Origin of the sequence: Knoellia terrae (genome assembly GCF_048606435.1) — a bacterium.
Lineage (GTDB): Bacteria > Actinomycetota > Actinomycetes > Actinomycetales > Dermatophilaceae > Knoellia > Knoellia terrae.
In genome coordinates this window covers 101,053-117,699 of sequence record NZ_JBMBWH010000011.1, presented here as the reverse complement: position 1 = coordinate 117,699, position 16,647 = coordinate 101,053, and the positions used below count along the sequence as shown (strand labels likewise).

Below are 16,647 nucleotides of genomic sequence, written 5' to 3'. Positions count from 1 at the left end.
CGCCGGTCGGGGGTGAGACCGATGTGACGAATGTGACCGGTGGGACGTGCCCGTTCGGGTCATGCGGAGGCCACTCCGGACGGTGTCCCTACTGCTGGATGTAGGCGCTCAGCTGGTCGCGCTCGGCCTGGAGGTCGGTGATCCGGTGCTTGACGACGTCGCCGATGCTGACGATCGCGGTGAGCCGGTCGTCGACGACCACCGGCACGTGACGGATCCGGAGCTCGGTCATCGTGTGCTCGAGGTCGACGAGCTGGTCGTCCGGGGAGCACGTCGTCACGTCGCTCGTCATGATCGAGGAGACGTGCTGGTCGAGCACCTTGGCGCCGTCCCTCTGGAGGTGGCGCACGATGTCGCGCTCGCTGACGATGCCGGCGAGCGACTGGCCGTCGTCGCTCACCACGACGGCACCGATGCGGTGCTCGGCCAGCAGGTCGAGGAGCTCGGTGACACTGGCGTCGGAGCGCACCGTGACGACGGTGGCCCCCTTGCGCTTCACGACGTCGGAGATCCTCATGTGCCGACGGTAGTGGTCTGCAGGGGTCGGCGCCAGACTTCGACAGGGGTGCGGCTCCCGCGTGACAGGGGTCACGGCATACGGCATGCTGGGCGCAACCGCTTACACCGACGTGGGCGGGTTTTCCCTTTACGACGGATCGTCCGGCACGTTCCTGCCGGTGAAGGAAGGCACGACGCTCATGGCAACTGTGAAGTTCGACGAGTCCACCCGGATCTACCCCGGCAACGACACGCCCTCGGTCGACCGACTGAACATCGACGTCAAGGACGGCGAGTTCCTCGTCCTCGTCGGTCCCTCGGGCAGCGGCAAGTCGACCGCTCTCCGCATGCTCGCCGGCCTCGAGGAGGTCAACGGCGGCAAGATCTGGATCGGTGACCGCGACGTCACCAACCTGTCCCCCAAGGACCGCGACGTCGCCATGGTGTTCCAGAACTACGCCCTCTACCCGCACATGTCGGTCGCCGACAACATGGGCTTCGCGCTCAAGATCGCCGGCGTCGACAAGGGCGAGATCCGCAAGCGTGTCGAGGAGGCAGCCAAGATCCTCGACCTCGAGCAGTACCTCGAGCGCAAGCCGAAGGCCCTCTCCGGTGGCCAGCGCCAGCGCGTGGCCATGGGACGCGCCATCGTGCGCTCCCCGCAGGTCTTCCTCATGGACGAGCCGCTGTCGAACCTCGACGCCAAGCTGCGCGTGCAGACCCGCACCCAGATCGCCTCGCTCCAGCGGCGCCTCGGTGTCACCACCGTCTACGTCACGCACGACCAGGTCGAGGCCATGACCATGGGTGACCGCATCGCGGTGCTCAAGGACGGCATCCTCCAGCAGGTCGCGACGCCGCGCGAGATGTACGACTCCCCTGCCAACGTCTTCGTGGCCGGCTTCATCGGCTCCCCGGCGATGAACCTCATCGCCGTCCCGGTCGCCGACGGTGGCGTGAAGTTCGGGTCGCACACCCTCCAGGTCCCGCGCGACTCCCTCCAGGGTGTCGGCGCCAAGGCCATCGTCGGGGTCCGCCCCGAGGACGTCGAGGTCGCGGCCGAGGGCGAGGGCCTGCAGATCACGATCGACGTCGTGGAGGAGCTCGGCGCCGACGCCTACGTCTACGGCACCCCGACCGACGAGCACGTCCACCTCGAGGGCGGCGACGACTCGATCCCCAAGCCGTTCATCGCCCGCGTCGACGGCCGCCGCGTCCCGATGAAGGGCGACACGATCTGGGTCCAGCCCAACTCGAACCACATGCACGTGTTCGACGCCGAGTCCGGGACTCGTCTGAGCCACTGACCCGCATCGCCTCAGGGGTGCCGGGAGCGCAGCAGGTCGCGCGCTCGGCACCCCTGAGTCGTCTCTCCGGAGGTTCCCGATGGCCCTGCAGATCACGACCGCCCGGCCGGACCCCGCGCTGCTCGACCTGCCCTGGTCGCTGCCGCTCGAGGAGTGGCCCGAGCACCACCTCGCCGCGCTCCCCCGCGGCATCTCCCGGCACGTCGTGCGCTTCGTGCGCCTCTCCGGCCGCGTCCTCGCCGTCAAGGAGATCAAGGAGGACATCGCCCACCGCGAGTACGCGATGCTCCGCAACCTCCGCCGCCTCGACCAGCCGGCGGTCGAGCCGTTCGGGGTCGTGAGCGGGCGGGTCGACGCCGAGGGCAACCCGCTCGACGCCTGCCTGCTCACCCGCCACCTCAAGTTCTCGCTGCCCTACCGCGCGCTGTTCAGCCAGGGGCTGCGGCCCGGCACCGAGACCCGGCTCATCGACGCCCTCGCCGTGCTCCTCGTGCGGCTGCACCTCACCGGCTTCTGGTGGGGGGACGTCTCGCTGTCGAACACGCTCTTCCGCCGGGACGCCGGCAGCTTCGCCGCCCACCTCGTCGACGCCGAGACCGGCGAGCTGTTCCCGGCACTCAGCGACGGCCAGCGCGCCCACGACCTCGACATCGCGCGGGTGAACATCGCCGGCGAGCTGATGGACCTCCAGGCCGGTGAGCTGCTCGACGAGGACATCGACCCGGTCGAGATCTCCAGCCGGATCCTCACCCGCTACGAGGAGCTCTGGGTCGAGCTGCACGAGACCGAGGAGTTCGACACCGGGGAGCGCTGGCGGGTCGAGGAGCGGATCCGCAGGCTCAACTCCGTGGGCTTCGACGTCGACGAGCTCGCGATCACGACGGACATCGACGGGACCCGCATCATCATCCAGCCCAAGGTCGTCGACGCCGGGCACCACTCGCGCCGGCTGCTGCGCCTCACCGGTCTCGACGTCGGGGAGGGCCAGGCCCGCCGGCTGCTCAACGACCTCGACAGCTATCGCGCCTCGACCGACCGGCAGAACGACGACGAGGAGTTCGTCGCCCACGACTGGCTCACCCGCATCTACGAGCCGATCACCCGGCGGGTCCCGCGCGAGCTCTCCGGCAAGCTCGAGCCGGCCGAGCTGTTCCACGAGGTGCTCGAGCACCGCTGGTACATGGCCGAGCGGGAGCAGCAGGATGTGCCCATCGAGCGGGCCATCGAGGACTACGTCGCCTCCATCCTCCCGACCAAGCCCGACGAGAAGTCGGTCGTGGGAGTGGACACGATCGAGATGCCGGTCATCGCCGACTGACCTGCGCCGGCGCCTCGCGGCCCACCCCTAGGATCGAGCCGTCCGCGTTCCGTGACCTCGCAGGGGGATCTCCATGTCACAGCCGTTCGACCCGAACCAGCCGCCGGCCCAGAACCCGCAGCAGCCGTACGCCGGTGGCGCACCCGCGCCGTACCAGTCCGCTCCGCAGGTCAACCCCTACGGCGGTGGTGGCCAGGCGTTCCCGGGATCCAAGGCCTACGTCGAGCAGCACTTCGGCCCGGTCTCCGGCTTCGGTCGCCGGGCCGGCGCGCTCGTCATCGACACCCTGCTGTCCCTCATCGGCATCATCCCGATGGTCATCGGCGCGGTTCTGCTCGTGATGGCGGCGCCGGACGTCGACGAGCTCGGCGCGACGGTCGACGGCACGGGTGACGGCGGCCAGGCGGCCATCGGAGGCCTCCTCATCGCCCTCGGCATCCTGCTGACGATCGGCATCCAGGTCTGGAACCGGATCTTCCGGATGGGTCGCACGGGCCAGAGCGTCGGCAAGAAGATGCTGGGGCTCAAGCTCATCAACGAGCAGACCGGGCAGCCGATCGGGGCGATGCAGTCGTTCCTGCGCGAGCTCCTCGGCGGCCTCATCAACCAGGTCGTCTACCTCAGCTACCTCTGGATGCTGTGGGACGACAACAAGCAGACCCTGGCCGACAAGATCGTGCACTCCACCGTCATCGACGTACCGAAGTCCTGACCCGGCCTCGGGTCGGAGCGGTCAGGCCGGCGAGAGCCACGTCCAGCCCGGGACGTTGCGGGCCACCCAGAACGCCAGGATGAGCCAGAAGAGCCCGTAGAGGAGCCAGGCGGGGGCGGCCGTCATGCGTCGCTCGCCCCGCCACTGGCGCCGTGCCCACCGGGCGAACCCCAGCGCCATGAGCAGGAAGGCTGCGACGGTCAGCGGGTTGCGGTGCAGCGCCTCGACGAGGTTGCCCTCGGTGAGCGCGTGCGTCGCCCGCAGGGTGCCGCACCCTGGGCAGAAGGTCCCGGTGAGGAACAGCCACGGGCAGGTCGGGTAGTTGCCCGGTTGGTTCGGGTCGACGAGGTGAGCCACCAGGGCGTAGCCGGTCGCGGTGACCGCCGCCACCGCCGGCCAGAGCAGGCGACGCCCCCGCCCGACCGACGGGTCGGTGTGCGGGGGCGTCGCGACGTGCATCTGGGACGTCGGGATCACAAACCCGTCGTCGTGTCGGCGCTGAGGACGCCGCCCACGATCAGGGCGATGTAGATCAGGGTGGCGATGACGCCGAGGACGAGGGCGATCGTCGCGAACTTCTTGGCCTTGGCGGCGGACTCGACCGCGCCGGCCTGGTCACCCGCGTTCCACTTGCCGTTGACCTGCGCGGCGAAGACGACGGCGGGGATGCCGAGCGGCCAGCAGCACAGCAGGCCGAGGATCGCCATGACGAGGTTGTTCGAGGGCGGCGGACCGGCGGGCGGGCCGCCGTAGCCACCACTGGGCGGGGGCGGAGCACCGTAGGCGCCACCGTCGTAGCCACCACCGGAGGGCGGCGGGGGCGGTGTCGAGCCGCCGCCGTAGCCACCGCCACTGCCACCGGGCGGCGGCGGGGGCGGCGGGGTGCTTCCGTAATCAGACATTCGTGGTCCCTCTCAGTGTGGCGACTTCGGGGTCGTTCCCCCTCGTCGGGTACCCGACTGCGGACATGGTGGCACAGCTCACGTGCCCACCTCCGGGCGACTCACGGACGAAACCGCGGACCCGGAGCGGCCGGCATACGCGCCTGATCAGCGACGACGTCGCCGCGCGACCTCGTAGAGGGTGACCCCGGTGGCGATCCCGGCGTTGAGCGACTCGACGGCCGAGGACATCGGCACGGACACGATCTGGTCGCAGGTCTCGCGCACGAGCCGGGACAGCCCCTTGCCCTCGGAACCCACGACGATGACCAGCGGCTCGCCGGCCAGCTCCATGTCGGGCAGCTCGACGTCGCCGTCCATGTCGAGCCCGACGACAAAGAAGCCGGCCTTGCGGAAGTCCTCGAGCGCACGGGTGAGGTTGGTCGCCTGGGCGACGGGGATGCGCGCGGCAGCACCGGCGGAGGTCTTCCACGCCGATGCCGTCATGCCGACCGACCGGCGTGCTGGGACGACCACGCCGTGCCCGCCGAAGGCCGCGACCGAACGCACGATGGCGCCGAGGTTGCGCGGGTCGGTGATGCCGTCGAGCGCCACGACGAGCGGGATTCCCGGCATCTCGGGGTCGACGAGGTCGCGCGGATGGGCGTACTCGTACGCCGGCACCTGGAGCGCCAGCCCTTGGTGGACGGCGCCGTCGGTGATGCGGTCGAGCTCACCGCGCGGCGTCTCGAGGATCGGGAGGCTGCGCTCGGTGGCGATCTTGAGCGCCTCGCGCACCCGGTCGTCGCTGTCGATGCGGCCGGCGACATACATCGTCGACACCGGGATGTCGGCGCGCAGCGCCTCGAGCACGGAGTTGCGCCCCGCCACGACCTCGCTCGACGGCTTGGCCTTGCGACCACCCGTGGGGCGTCCACCCGAGCGGCGCTCGGAGGCCTTCGCCGCCGCATGCGCCTTGTGGTACGGACGCTCCTCGGCCTTGGGGGTGGGGCCCCGGCCCTCGAGGCCCTTGCGTCGCTGTCCGCCGGAACCGACGGTGGGCGCCTTCTTGCCGCCCTTGCGGATGGCTCCTCGTCGCTGGCTGTTGCCGGCCACGGCTACTCCCCTCGTCCACGGGTCAACGACCAGCGGGCGCCGGTCGGGGTGTCCTCGATCGTGATGCCGGCGGCGACGAGCTCGTCGCGGATGGCGTCGGACGTGCCGTAGTCGCGGGCCGACCGTGCGGCGCTGCGGGCAGCGAGCCGCTCGCGGACGAGGACGTCGAGCGCGGCCAGGGCGTCGCTGCTCGAGCTGTCGGCGCCGGACCACCCCTGGTCCAGCGGGTTCACCCCGAGCACGTCGGTCATGGCGACGACGAGGGCCGCGAGTTCGCGGGCGGTCTCCGGCTCGCCGTCGTCGAGGGCGGTGTTGCCCCGGGTGACCGTCTCGTGCACGGCGGCGAGCGCGCCGGAGACGCCGAGGTCGTCGTTCATCGCCTCGACGAAGTCGGCCGGCAGGACCTCGGTGCCCGTGGGCGAGAGCGCACCGTCGGGCCCGAGCGCGCGGCGCAGGAAGCCCTCGATCCGGTCCACCGCGGCCTCGGCCTCGGCGAGCGAGCCCTCGTGGAACTCGATCATCGATCGGTAGTGCGCGGCGGTGAGGTAGTAGCGGACCGCGAGCGGCCGCGCCTTCTTGGTCACCTCGTGCACGAGCAGGCTGTTGCCGAGCGACTTGCTCATCTTCTCGCCGCCGGTGGTGACCCAGGCGTTGTGCATCCACAGCGACGTGAAGGGCAGCCCGGCCGCGCGTGACTGTGCCTGCTCGTTCTCGTGGTGCGGGAAGCGCAGGTCGACGCCGCCGCCGTGGATGTCGAACGCGTCACCGAGGTACTTGCGCGCCATGGCGGAGCACTCGAGGTGCCATCCCGGCCGGCCCCGGCCCCATGGGGTGGGCCAGCTCGCCGACTCGGGCTCGTCGTCCTTGCGACCCTTCCAGAGGGCGAAGTCACGCGGGTCGCGCTTCCCGCGCGGGTCGGCGTCCTCGGCCGCACTCATGTCGTCGATGCGCTGGTGCGTCACCTCGCCGTATGCCGGCCAGGAGCGGACGTCGAAGTAGACGTCTCCCGAGCCGTCGCCCGCGGCATACGCGTGCCCGCGCTCGACGAGCACCTCGATGAGCTCGACCATCTCCGTGATGTGGCCCATGGCGCGCGGCTCGTAGGTCGGCGGCAGGACACCGAGCAGGCGGAGCGCCTCGGCCGTCGCGACCTCGTTGCGGTAGGACAGGGCGAACCAGTCCTCGCCGGCCTCGGCCGACTTGCGCAGGATCTTGTCGTCGAGGTCGGTGACGTTGCGCACGAGGGTGACGTCGAGGCCGTGACCGCGGACCAGCCAGCGGCGGAGCACGTCGAAGGCGACGGCGAAGCGGACGTGGCCGATGTGCGGCGGAGCCTGCGTGGTGAGCCCGCAGATGTAGATCCCGACCCGGCCTGGCTGCAGCGGGACGAAGTCGCGCAGTTCGCGCGACATGGAGTCGAACAGTCTGAGAGTCACCCGCGCAAGCGTACCGGCGCGCGGACAGGCCCTCCGCCACTCACCGGAGGGTCAGTGACCTCGCGCGATCCACTCGTCGAGGTGCGGGGCCTCGTCGCCGACGGTCGTGTGGTCCCCGTGCCCGGTGAGGACCACGGTGCCCGCCGGCAGCGTGAGCAACCGCGTGCGGATGGACTCGATGATCTGGTCGAAGTTGCTGAAGGAGCGACCCGTCGCACCGGGGCCGCCGTTGAACAGCGTGTCCCCGGTGAACACGACGTGGAGGGCGGAGACGTGGAAGGAGCAGCCCCCGGGCGAGTGGCCGGGCGTGTGCATGACGCGGAGCGTGACGTCCCCGACCCGGAACTCCTGCCCGTCGGTGAGTGTGGAGTCGGGCGCACCGTCCTGCGTGAGCGCCCAGACGACCCGGCCGAGCGGGTGCAGGTGCACCGGCGCGCCGGTGCGCTCCTTGAGCTCGTTGGCGACGTTGACGTGGTCGTTGTGGCCGTGCGTGAGGAGGATGGCTCGGACCTTGCGGCCGGCGACCGCCGAGAGGATCGCCTCGGCGTCGTGGGCGGCGTCGACGATGAGGCACTCGCGCTCGTCACCGAGAACCCAGACGTTGTTGTCGACCTCCCAGCACCCGCCGTCGAGCTCGAAGGTTCCCGAGGTGGTCACGTGGTCGATGCGGACACCGCCGTGCGAGGGCTTGATCGTCGGCATCGCGGTCAGCTCTTCGGCGGCCATCAGAGCACCACCACCGATCGCAGGACGTCGCCGCGTTCCATGGCGTCGAACGCCTTCTCGACGCCGTCGAGCCCGATCCGCTCGGAGACGAACGCGTCGAGGTCGAAGCGGCCCTGCCGGTAGAGGTCGACGAGCATGGGGAAGTCGCGGCTCGGGAGGCAGTCGCCGTACCAGCTGGACTTGAGAGCACCCCCACGGCCGAAGATCTCGATCATGGGGAGCGTCACCTCCTTGTCGGGTGTCGGCACCCCGACGAGCACGACGGTGCCCGCGAGGTCGCGCGCGTAGAAGGCCTGCTCGTAGGTCTCGGGTCGTCCGACCGCCTCGACGACGACGTCGGCACCGAAGCCGCCGGTCAGCTCGCGGATGCGCTCGACGACGTCCTCGGTGCTGCCGTTCACGGTGTGGGTGGCGCCGAAGGCCTTCGCACCCTCGAGCTTCCGGTCGTCGACGTCCACCGCGATGATCGTCGTCGCGCCGGCGACGGCCGCTCCCGCGATGGCGGCGTTGCCGACCCCGCCGCAGCCGATGACGGCGATGGAGTCACCGCGACCCACTCCCCCGGTGTTGACGGCGGCTCCGAAGCCGGCCATGACCCCGCAGCCGAGCAGGCCGACCGCGGCCGCGTCCGCCTCCGCGTCGACCTTCGTGCACTGGCCCGCGGCGACGAGCGTCTTCTCGGCGAACGCGCCGATGCCCAGCGCCGGGCTCAGCTCGGTGCCGTCGGTGAGGGTCATCCTCTGAGTGGCGTTGTGGGTGTTGAAGCAGTACCACGGCTTGCCCTTGGCGCAGGCGCGGCACTGGCCGCACACGGCCCGCCAGTTGAGGATGACGAAGTCCCCCGGGGCCACCTCGGTGACGCCCTCGCCCACGGCCTCGACGATCCCGGCGGCCTCGTGGCCGAGCAGGAAGGGGAACTCGTCGTTGATCCCGCCCTCGCGGTAGTGCAGGTCGGTGTGGCAGACACCGCACGACTGCACCTGCACGACGGCCTCACCGGGTCCGGGATCCGGCACGACGATGTCGACCACCTCGACCTCGGAGCCCCTGCTCCGGGCGATCACGCCCCTGACAGTCTGCGGCATTGCGTCCTCCACCCATCGACATCGGTATGCCGGCCGCCCCAGTCGCGACTGCCGCCCCGCCGGTGACGTTACCGCGCGGAGCTTCAAAACGCAGCAGGCGCCACGACGAGGGCGGTGGCGATCGCGGCGAGCCCCTCACCGCGACCGGTCAGACCCAGGCCGTCGGTGGTCGTGCCGCTGACCGACACCGGCGCCCCGCAGGCCTGCGAGAGCGCTGCCTCCGCCTCCGCCCTGCGGGTGCCGACCTTGGGCCGGTTGCCGACGACCTGCACGGCGACGTTGCCGATCTCGAAGCCCGCGGCCCGCACCAGGCGGGCCGCCTCGGCCAGCAGCGTCACGCCCGACGCACCGGCGAGCTCCGGCCGGTCGGTGCCGAAGTGCTGGCCGAGGTCGCCGATGCCGGCTGCCGAGAAGAGGGCGTCACAGGCGGCGTGCGCGGCGACGTCGGCATCGGAGTGCCCGTCGAGCCCGCGTTCCCCCGGCCAGTGCAGACCTGCCACCCAGAGCTCGCGCGCCGAGCCCTCGGGTGCCACGCCATGGACGTCGACGCCGATGCCGGTGCGAGGCAGGGGGGCCGTCACGGCTTCTCCCGCCAGTCGATGGGACCGCGGTGCAGCAGGTGGGGCGCTGCCTGGGCCACGGGCTTGACGACGAGGGTGTCGATGTTGACGTGCTGGGGCAGACCCACCGCGAAGGCGACACATGCCGCCACGTCGTCGGCCACGAGCGGCCGGTCGACGCCCTCGTAGACCTTGTCGGCCGCCTCGCGGTTCCCGTGCAGCCGGGTCAGCGAGAACTCCTCGGTCTGCACCATGCCCGGCCGGATGTCGACGACCCGGACGTGCTCACCGTTGAGCTCCAAACGCAACGTCTCGGAGACCACCGACTCGCCGTGCTTGGCCGCGACGTAGCCGGCTCCCCCGGCGTAGACCCGCTCACCGGCGATGGAGCTGATGTTGACGACGGTGGCGTGGGGGGAGCGGCGCAGGAGCGGCAGGGCCGTCTGCACCATCCGGACGGTGCCGAGGACGTTGGTGGCGTACATCGCCTCCCACTCGGCCAGGTCACCGTCCTCGACCGGGCCCAGGCCGAGCGCCCCGCCGGCGTTGTTGACGAGGACGTCGAGACGCGTCAGACCCGCGACCGCGTCGCGGACGCTGGTGTCGTCCGTGACGTCGAGCTGCACGGCCGATGCCGCCTCCCCGAGCTCGGTGACGACGGCGTCGAGGCGGTCGCGGCGACGCCCCGCGACCACGACGGCATACCCGTCGGAGAGGAGACGGCGTGCGGTGGCCGCGCCGATGCCCGTGCCACCTCCGGTGATCAGGGCGACGGGAAGCTGGCTCACGAGCCGAGGATACGGCCGGCTCGGTCGAGGTCGGCGGGCGTGGTGACCTTGAAGGCCAGCTCGTCGCCGTCGACGACGAGGACCGTGCCGCCGGCCCGCTCGACCAGTGCCGCGTCGTCGGTGGCGTCCCCGCCCGCCGCATGAGCCGCCTGGAGCACCGAGCGACGGAACGCCTGCGGCGTCTGGATGGCCCGCAACCGGGAGCGCTCGGGCGTCGCCACGACGCGGCCCTCCGCGTCGACCTGCTTGATCGTGTCCGCGACGGGCAGCCCGGGGACGACCGCGTCGTGACCGGCTCGCACCGCGTCGACGAGGCGGTCGAAGAGGTCGGAGGGCGCCAGGCAGCGGGCCGCGTCGTGGACGAGGACGACGTCGACGTCCTCGCGCAGCGCCGCCAGTCCCGCGGCGACCGAGCGGCTGCGCTGGTCACCGCCCGCGACGACGCTCACGTCGTTCACTCGCGGGTCTCCGGACAGCAGCGCGCCCGCCTCACCGAGGTGGGAGGCGGGCGCGACGACGACGACCTGTCCGGTGGTCGCGGAGCCGAGGGCGCGCCTGATGGCGTGCTCGACCAACGTCACACCGGCGACGCGGACGAAACCCTTGGGCTGCTCCGCCCCGAGCCTCGTTCCCAGGCCGGCGGCCACGAGGACGACACCCACGACCCCGACACGGCGCTCGTCGCCGTCGAGGGGACCGGGAGGAATGTCAGACCACGCTCAGGACGCGAGGACCTCGTCGAGGATGGACTCGGCCTTGTCCTCGTCGGTCTTCTCCGCGAGCGCGAGCTCGGACACGAGGATCTGGCGGGCCTTGGAGAGCATGCGCTTCTCGCCGGCCGACAGTCCACGGTCCTTGTCACGACGCCACAGGTCACGCACGACCTCGGCGACCTTGATGACGTCGCCGGAGGCGAGCTTCTCGAGGTTGGCCTTGAAGCGGCGCGACCAGTTCGTGGGCTCCTCGGCGAACGGGGCGCGGAGCACCTCGAAGACCTTCTCGAGCCCGGCCTTGTCGACGACGTCACGGACGCCGACCAGGTCGCAGTTGTCTGCCGGGACCTCGATGACGAGGTCTCCTTGGGCCACCTTGAGCTTGAGGTAGAGCTTCTCCTCGCCACGGACGGTGCGCTTCTTGATCTCTTCGATGCGTGCAGCCCCATGGTGGGGGTACACGACCGTCTCGCCGACCTTGAAAACCATATGGATGATGCCCCTTTCGCGACCCCTAGTTTAACACGCCGGCACCGACAACCGGAATCGGAGCGCACGGCATACGTGCAGGTCAGCGCGCTGAAAACCGTTGGGCGGCACCGACATCGGGTCTTGACACAACGTCCTTTGCATGCCTGCGGCGGTGGGTGGCCACCCCAGCGGGGTCCCGTCCGGCCCACCGTGCACCACGGGACGCACCGGCATGGCTACGCTGTCACCCGTGACGACCGCAGCCCTGACGACCTCCCGCCACCGCCTCCGCGCTGCCCTGGCGGCAGCGGCGCTGGGCTCGACGCTGCTCGGTGGGTGCGCCATCTTCTCCCCCGTCCAGACCAACTACGTCTACCAGCCCGCTGACGGCATCAACGCGACCTTCGGCGACCTGGCCCTGCGCGGCGTGCTCGTCGTCGCGGACGCCAAGGACGGTCCGGGCTCGGTCGTCGGCCAGCTCGTCAACAACGGCACCGAGGTCGTGGACGTGACCATCGGGACGGGAGGCGGTGCGGCACCGACGCCCGTCTCGGTCGAGCCCGGCGCGACCCTGGCGCTCGGCGGCGAGACCGCCGTCCCCCTGGCGAGCGTCCCCGCGGCGCCCGGCGACGTCGTGCCGCTGCAGGTCTCCACTCCCGGCAGTGGCCAGAACGTCGTCACCGTTCCCGTCCTCCCGGCGCTCGGCTACTACGAGGACTCCGCGCCGTCGGCGGCTCCGAGCGAGTCCGCACCGGCCCCCTCGCCCTCGGCCAGCCCGAGCGAGCCCGCGTCCTCGCCGTCGGCCACCCCGTCTCCCTCGGCCAGCCCCAGCAGCTGAGGCGCACGAGCGCCTCCTCGCGATGATCGAGATCCTCACGCCTGCCGAGCTGGCGCGCGCCCGCGAGACCGGCGCCCTCGTCGCCGACATCCTCCAGTCGCTCAGGAGCCGCAGCGTTGTCGGCACCAACCTCCTCGACATCGACCGGTGGGCCAAGGCGAGGATCCTCGAGGCCGGCGCCGTCTCCTGCTACGTCGACTACGAGCCGTCGTTCGGTCGCGGTCCGTTCGGCCACTACATCTGCACGTCGGTCAACGACGCCGTGCTGCACGGGCTGCCCCACGACCGCACCCTCGCCGACGGTGACCTGCTCTCCCTGGACCTCGCGGTCTCGCTCGGAGGCGTCGTCGCCGACTCGGCCATCAGCTTCGTCGTGGGCGACTCGCCGCTGCCGGGAAGCACCGAGATGATCGACGCGACCGAGCGGGCGCTGGCTGCGGGCATCGCCGCCGCCGGCCCGGACGCGCGCGTCGGCGACCTCTCGCACGCGATCGGCTCGGTGCTCACCGAGGCCGGCTACCCGGTCAACACCCAGTTCGGCGGGCACGGTGTCGGCTCGACGATGCACCAGGACCCGCACGTGTCCAACACGGGTCGCCCCGGTTGCGGCTACCGGCTTCGACCCGGGCTGCTGCTGGCGCTCGAGCCGTGGGTCATGGCCGACACCGACGAGCTCGTCACGGACCCCGACGGGTGGACGCTGCGCAGCGCCACCGGCAGCCTCACCGCCCACAGCGAGCACACCATCGCCATCACCGAGGACGGGGCGGAGATCCTGACGCTGCCGACCTCGCCGGCGGGCTAGGCCTCGAACTTGTAGCCCAGCCCCCGCACCGTGACGATGTGCTTGGGGTTCGCCGGGTCCGGCTCGACCTTGGCGCGCAGCCGCTTCACGTGGACGTCGAGGGTCTTGGTGTCGCCGACGTAGTCGCTCCCCCACACCCGGTCGATGAGCTGCATCCGGGTCAGCACCCGTCCGGTGTTGCGCAGCAGCATCTCGAGCAGCTCGAACTCCTTGAGCGGCAAGGCCGTCGCCGCGCCACCGACCGTGACCACGTGCCGCTCGACGTCCATGCGGACCGGGCCCGCCTCGAGCGTCGCGGGCAGGAGCTCCTCCGGCTCGCTGAGCCGGCGCAGCACGGCCTTGATCCGAGCGAGCAGCTCCCGCGAGGAGTAGGGCTTGGTGACGTAGTCGTCGGCGCCGAGCTCGAGGCCCACCACCTTGTCGATCTCGCTGTCCTTGGCGGTCAGCATGATGACCGGCACGCTCGAGCGCTGGCGCAGCGCCCGGCACACGTCGACCCCGGACAGCCCGGGGAGCATGAGGTCGAGCAGGACGAGGTCGGCGCCCGCGCTGTCGAAGTCGGCGAGGGCGTCGATGCCGTTCTCGGCCACGCTCACGTCGTAGCCCTCCTTGCGCAGGAGGTAGGACAACGGGTCCGAGAAGGACACTTCGTCCTCGACGACGAGGATGCGGGTCATCGCTGCTGATCTCCTTGTGCCGTGCCGACCGCGTGCCGGTCGGGGTGTGCCGCGGGCCGGCCGGACGCCGCGGGAAGTCTCATGGTGAAGGTGGAGCCGTGGCCCTCCTCGCTCCACACCGACACGTCGCCGCCGTGGGTGGCGCAGACGTGCTTGACGATGGCCAGGCCGAGGCCGGTGCCGCCGGTGGAGCGGGAGCGGGCGGCGTCGACGCGGTAGAAGCGCTCGAAGATCCGCTCCTGCTCGGGCGTCGGGATGCCCTGCCCCTGGTCGGAGACGGTGATCTCCACGGTGTCGCCCACCCGGCGTGCCGCCACGGCCACGCGGGTGCCGGCTTCGGAGTAGTTGACCGCGTTGGACACGAGGTTGGCCACGGCGGTGGCGAGGAGGTCGCCGTCGCCGAAGACGAACGCGCGCTCGTCGGCCACCGGTTCGAGGGTGATCTGCCGGGACTCGGCCGCGACCCGCACCCGGTCCACCGCCTCGGCGACGACGAGCGGGATCTCGACGAGCTCGGGCTCGTGGAGGGTGTCGGCGGTCTGGAGCCGGGAGAGGTCGACGATCTCCTGCACCAGCCGGGTGAGGCGGGTGGACTCGACCTGGATGCGCGCGGCGAAGCGGGAGACGGCCTCGGGGTCGTCACGGGCGTCGAGCACGGCCTCGGCGAGCAGCGCGATGCCGCCGACCGGCGTCTTGAGCTCGTGGGAGACGTTGGCGACGAAGTCGCGACGGACCTCCTCGACGCGCTGGGCATGGGTGTGGTCCTCGGCGAGGATGAGGACGTGCTGCGCGCCGAGGGGGGCGACGCGGGCGCGCATGAAGGCGTTGGTCGTCGCGCCGAAGCCACGCGACAGCTCGAGGTCGACCTCACGGATCTCGCCGTCGCGTCGAGCCTGCCGCGCGAGCTGGCGGAGCTCGGTGTGGACGAGCTCACCGTGGCGCACGAGCCCGTAGCTCACCGCGGAGGCCGAGTTGTTGACGACGGCGTCCGAGGTGTCGAGGACGATCGCGATCGAGCGCAGGACCGCGAGCACGTCGCCGACGCCGGCCGGGAGGGTGGGGGGATCGGCGGGCGGCGGGATCGTCGTGAAGGTGCGCTCGCTGAAGCGGCTGGCAGCGACCGCCACGGCCCCGATGACGAGCCCCAGGCAACCACCCAGCACCGCGGCGAGCGTCGGATCCACCTGACCAGCGTAGACGGGCGGGAGATGGCTCCGACCCACCCGGCAGGCCGTCAGGGTCAGGTGGAGGGAGATGTTCACCTCCTTGCTGACGCCTGTTCACCACCTCGTGCCACGCTGCCGACGTCGGTCACCTCCCACATGTCGCGCCCGCCGGGCCAGGAGGTGGTCACCGATGTCGAGAGGGAGCACATGCGCAAGGCATTCCACGAGGAGCTGGACCGGGTCACCGAGGCCCTCGTCGAGATGACCCGGCTCGCCAGCTCGGCGATGGCACGGGCGACGACCGCGCTGCTCGACGCCGACGTCCAGCTTGCCGAGTCGGTCATCGGCGCCGACGCCGAGATCGACGCGCTGCGCGAGGAGCTCGACCTGCTCTCGTTCGACCTGCTCGCGCTCCAGCAGCCGGTCGCCACCGACCTGCGCATGGTCGTGACGAGCATGCGCATGAGCGCCGACATCGAGCGCATGGGCGACCTCGCCCGGCACGTCGCCAAGGTCGCCCGACTCCGCTACCCGAACTCCGCGGTGCCGCCCGAGCTCCGCTCGATCATCCTCGAGATGGGCCAGGTCGCCGAGCGCATCGTCACCAAGGCCGGCTCGGTGATCGCCGCCCGCGACGTCGAGGCCGCCAAGCAGATCGAGCGCGACGACGACGCGATGGACGACCTGCACCGCAGGCTCTTCGAGCAGCTCTCGGCCGACTCCTGGAACCACCCCGCCGAGACCACGGTCGACCTCACCCTCGTCGGCCGCTACTACGAGCGCTTCGCCGACCACGCCGTGTCGGTGGCCCGACGGGTCATCTTCCTCGTCACCGGTGAGCACGGGGCCGACAGCGAGTCCAGCCACGAGGACGACGAGGACGACCAGGCCCACCCGGAGACCACCACCCCCTGACCCGTTCCTCCCGCACAGCGAAAGGCGGGGTGGAGGATCAACCTTTGGCGCGCAGGTCGCGTTCTCCTGGGTGACAGGGGCGCGATCGACGTGAGGATGGGGACGTGGACCGAGACGACGAGGCGGCATTCGCCCAGTTCGTGACGCGCGAGTGGTCCCGTCTCGTGCGGGCCGGCTTCCTGCTCACCGGCGACGTCGGTCGGGCCGAGGACCTCGTGCAACAGACGCTCGTCAAGGTGCACCGTCACTGGCGCAAGGTGCATCGGGAGGGTTCGCCGTATGCCTACACACGAGCCGCCCTCGTCAACGAGTCGACGTCCTGGTGGCGGCGCAAGCGGGTCGCGGAGAACCTCGGGGAGATCCCGGCGCACGCCGACCGGAACTCTCGAGACGCCTATGCCGGGGTCGACAACCGGGATGCCCTCATCCGGGCGCTCCACTCGCTGCCACCGCGCATGCGGGCCGTGATCGTGCTGCGGTTCTACGACGGCCTCTCCGAGGCCGAGACGGCCCACGCTCTGGGCGTCTCCGTCGGCTCGGTCAAGAGCCAGACCTCACGCGGCCTCGGGCGGATGCGCACCGTCCTCGGCGACCCCAGTCCCACCCCTTCCGAACTCCAGAAGAACGGAGCCTGA

The 16,647-nt window shown here is 71.1% G+C and carries 20 protein-coding genes; 7 read left to right on the top strand and 13 right to left on the bottom strand.

Annotated elements, in window-relative coordinates; genetic code table 11:
- Window positions 1-88 precede the first annotated feature (88 nt).
- Entirely contained in the window at window positions 89-517 is a 429-nt protein-coding gene (locus ACOJV9_RS14800) for a CBS domain-containing protein (RefSeq protein ID WP_420185987.1), read from the bottom strand.
- A gap of 181 nt (window positions 518-698) precedes the next feature.
- Between ACOJV9_RS14800 and ACOJV9_RS14795 the strand changes: the two genes are divergently transcribed.
- From ACOJV9_RS14795 to ACOJV9_RS14785, 3 genes are all read left to right on the top strand, one after another.
- Entirely contained in the window at window positions 699-1,805 is a 1,107-nt protein-coding gene (locus ACOJV9_RS14795) for an ABC transporter ATP-binding protein (RefSeq protein WP_420185986.1), read from the top strand.
- Between the two features lie 79 nt (window positions 1,806-1,884).
- Window positions 1,885-3,123, top strand: coding sequence for a DUF4032 domain-containing protein (locus tag ACOJV9_RS14790; RefSeq protein WP_420185985.1), 1,239 nt, complete (start codon window positions 1,885-1,887; stop codon window positions 3,121-3,123).
- Window positions 3,124-3,196: 73 nt separating this feature from the next.
- Window positions 3,197-3,835, top strand: a complete 639-nt coding sequence (locus tag ACOJV9_RS14785) for an RDD family protein (protein WP_420185984.1) — start codon at window positions 3,197-3,199, stop codon at window positions 3,833-3,835.
- 21 nt (window positions 3,836-3,856) lie between these two features.
- Here the strand turns inward: ACOJV9_RS14785 and ACOJV9_RS14780 are convergent, their stop codons facing one another.
- The 10 genes from ACOJV9_RS14780 to ACOJV9_RS14735 all read right to left on the bottom strand — a co-directional run bounded on the left by ACOJV9_RS14780 (window position 3,857) and on the right by ACOJV9_RS14735 (window position 11,629).
- A complete protein-coding gene (locus ACOJV9_RS14780) occupies window positions 3,857-4,312 on the bottom strand; it encodes a DUF2752 domain-containing protein (protein ID WP_420185983.1) in 456 nt (151 codons plus the stop codon).
- Window positions 4,309-4,737 (bottom strand): CD225/dispanin family protein, encoded by a 429-nt coding sequence (locus ACOJV9_RS14775; RefSeq protein WP_420185982.1) that lies wholly within the window; start codon window positions 4,735-4,737, stop codon window positions 4,309-4,311. Before ACOJV9_RS14775 ends, ACOJV9_RS14780 begins: the two co-directional genes overlap by 4 nt.
- A gap of 147 nt (window positions 4,738-4,884) precedes the next feature.
- On the bottom strand, window positions 4,885-5,832 hold the full coding sequence (gene rlmB, locus ACOJV9_RS14770) for a 23S rRNA (guanosine(2251)-2'-O)-methyltransferase RlmB (protein WP_420185981.1): 948 nt from the start codon (window positions 5,830-5,832) through the stop codon (window positions 4,885-4,887).
- A gap of 2 nt (window positions 5,833-5,834) precedes the next feature.
- A complete protein-coding gene (gene cysS, locus ACOJV9_RS14765; RefSeq protein WP_420185980.1) occupies window positions 5,835-7,268 on the bottom strand; it encodes a cysteine--tRNA ligase in 1,434 nt (477 codons plus the stop codon).
- A gap of 51 nt (window positions 7,269-7,319) precedes the next feature.
- A complete protein-coding gene (locus tag ACOJV9_RS14760) occupies window positions 7,320-7,994 on the bottom strand; it encodes an MBL fold metallo-hydrolase (RefSeq protein WP_420185979.1) in 675 nt (224 codons plus the stop codon).
- On the bottom strand, window positions 7,994-9,079 hold the full coding sequence (locus ACOJV9_RS14755) for an S-(hydroxymethyl)mycothiol dehydrogenase (RefSeq protein ID WP_420185978.1): 1,086 nt from the start codon (window positions 9,077-9,079) through the stop codon (window positions 7,994-7,996). The genes ACOJV9_RS14760 and ACOJV9_RS14755 overlap by 1 nt, the downstream gene beginning before the upstream one ends.
- Window positions 9,080-9,162: 83 nt before the next feature.
- The gene (ispF, locus tag ACOJV9_RS14750; protein ID WP_420185977.1) at window positions 9,163-9,660 is read right to left on the bottom strand and encodes a 2-C-methyl-D-erythritol 2,4-cyclodiphosphate synthase; all 498 of its coding nucleotides are present in this window, start codon (window positions 9,658-9,660) and stop codon (window positions 9,163-9,165) included.
- Window positions 9,657-10,427: an SDR family oxidoreductase gene (locus ACOJV9_RS14745; protein WP_420185976.1), complete on the bottom strand. Its 771-nt coding sequence runs from the start codon at window positions 10,425-10,427 to the stop codon at window positions 9,657-9,659. The genes ispF and ACOJV9_RS14745 overlap by 4 nt, the downstream gene beginning before the upstream one ends.
- The gene (ispD, locus tag ACOJV9_RS14740; RefSeq protein WP_420185975.1) at window positions 10,424-11,089 is read right to left on the bottom strand and encodes a 2-C-methyl-D-erythritol 4-phosphate cytidylyltransferase; all 666 of its coding nucleotides are present in this window, start codon (window positions 11,087-11,089) and stop codon (window positions 10,424-10,426) included. The genes ACOJV9_RS14745 and ispD overlap by 4 nt, the downstream gene beginning before the upstream one ends.
- Window positions 11,090-11,146: 57 nt before the next feature.
- Window positions 11,147-11,629 (bottom strand): CarD family transcriptional regulator, encoded by a 483-nt coding sequence (locus tag ACOJV9_RS14735; RefSeq protein WP_035938524.1) that lies wholly within the window; start codon window positions 11,627-11,629, stop codon window positions 11,147-11,149.
- Window positions 11,630-11,861: 232 nt separating this feature from the next.
- On the opposite strand from ACOJV9_RS14735, the gene ACOJV9_RS14730 reads away from it, so the two are divergent.
- Window positions 11,862-12,449 carry a hypothetical protein gene (locus ACOJV9_RS14730; protein WP_420185974.1) on the top strand — a complete coding sequence of 196 codons (588 nt, stop codon included), beginning with the start codon at window positions 11,862-11,864 and terminating at the stop codon, window positions 12,447-12,449.
- 22 nt (window positions 12,450-12,471) lie between these two features.
- Entirely contained in the window at window positions 12,472-13,254 is a 783-nt protein-coding gene (map, locus tag ACOJV9_RS14725; protein WP_420185973.1) for a type I methionyl aminopeptidase, read from the top strand.
- Here the strand turns inward: map and ACOJV9_RS14720 are convergent.
- Together ACOJV9_RS14720 and ACOJV9_RS14715 are read right to left on the bottom strand one after the other, a co-directional pair.
- Window positions 13,251-13,931 (bottom strand): response regulator, encoded by a 681-nt coding sequence (locus ACOJV9_RS14720; protein ID WP_420185971.1) that lies wholly within the window; start codon window positions 13,929-13,931, stop codon window positions 13,251-13,253. The genes map and ACOJV9_RS14720 overlap by 4 nt on opposite strands.
- Window positions 13,928-15,115, bottom strand: coding sequence for a sensor histidine kinase (locus tag ACOJV9_RS14715; RefSeq protein WP_420185970.1), 1,188 nt, complete (start codon window positions 15,113-15,115; stop codon window positions 13,928-13,930). Before ACOJV9_RS14715 ends, ACOJV9_RS14720 begins: the two co-directional genes overlap by 4 nt.
- 189 nt (window positions 15,116-15,304) lie before the next feature.
- On the opposite strand from ACOJV9_RS14715, the gene phoU reads away from it, so the two are divergent.
- Both phoU and ACOJV9_RS14705 read left to right on the top strand, forming a co-directional pair.
- Complete coding sequence (gene phoU / locus ACOJV9_RS14710) at window positions 15,305-16,012, top strand: phosphate signaling complex protein PhoU (protein ID WP_420185969.1); 708 nt, start codon at window positions 15,305-15,307, stop codon at window positions 16,010-16,012.
- Between the two features lie 104 nt (window positions 16,013-16,116).
- A complete protein-coding gene (locus tag ACOJV9_RS14705; RefSeq protein ID WP_420185968.1) occupies window positions 16,117-16,647 on the top strand; it encodes a SigE family RNA polymerase sigma factor in 531 nt (176 codons plus the stop codon).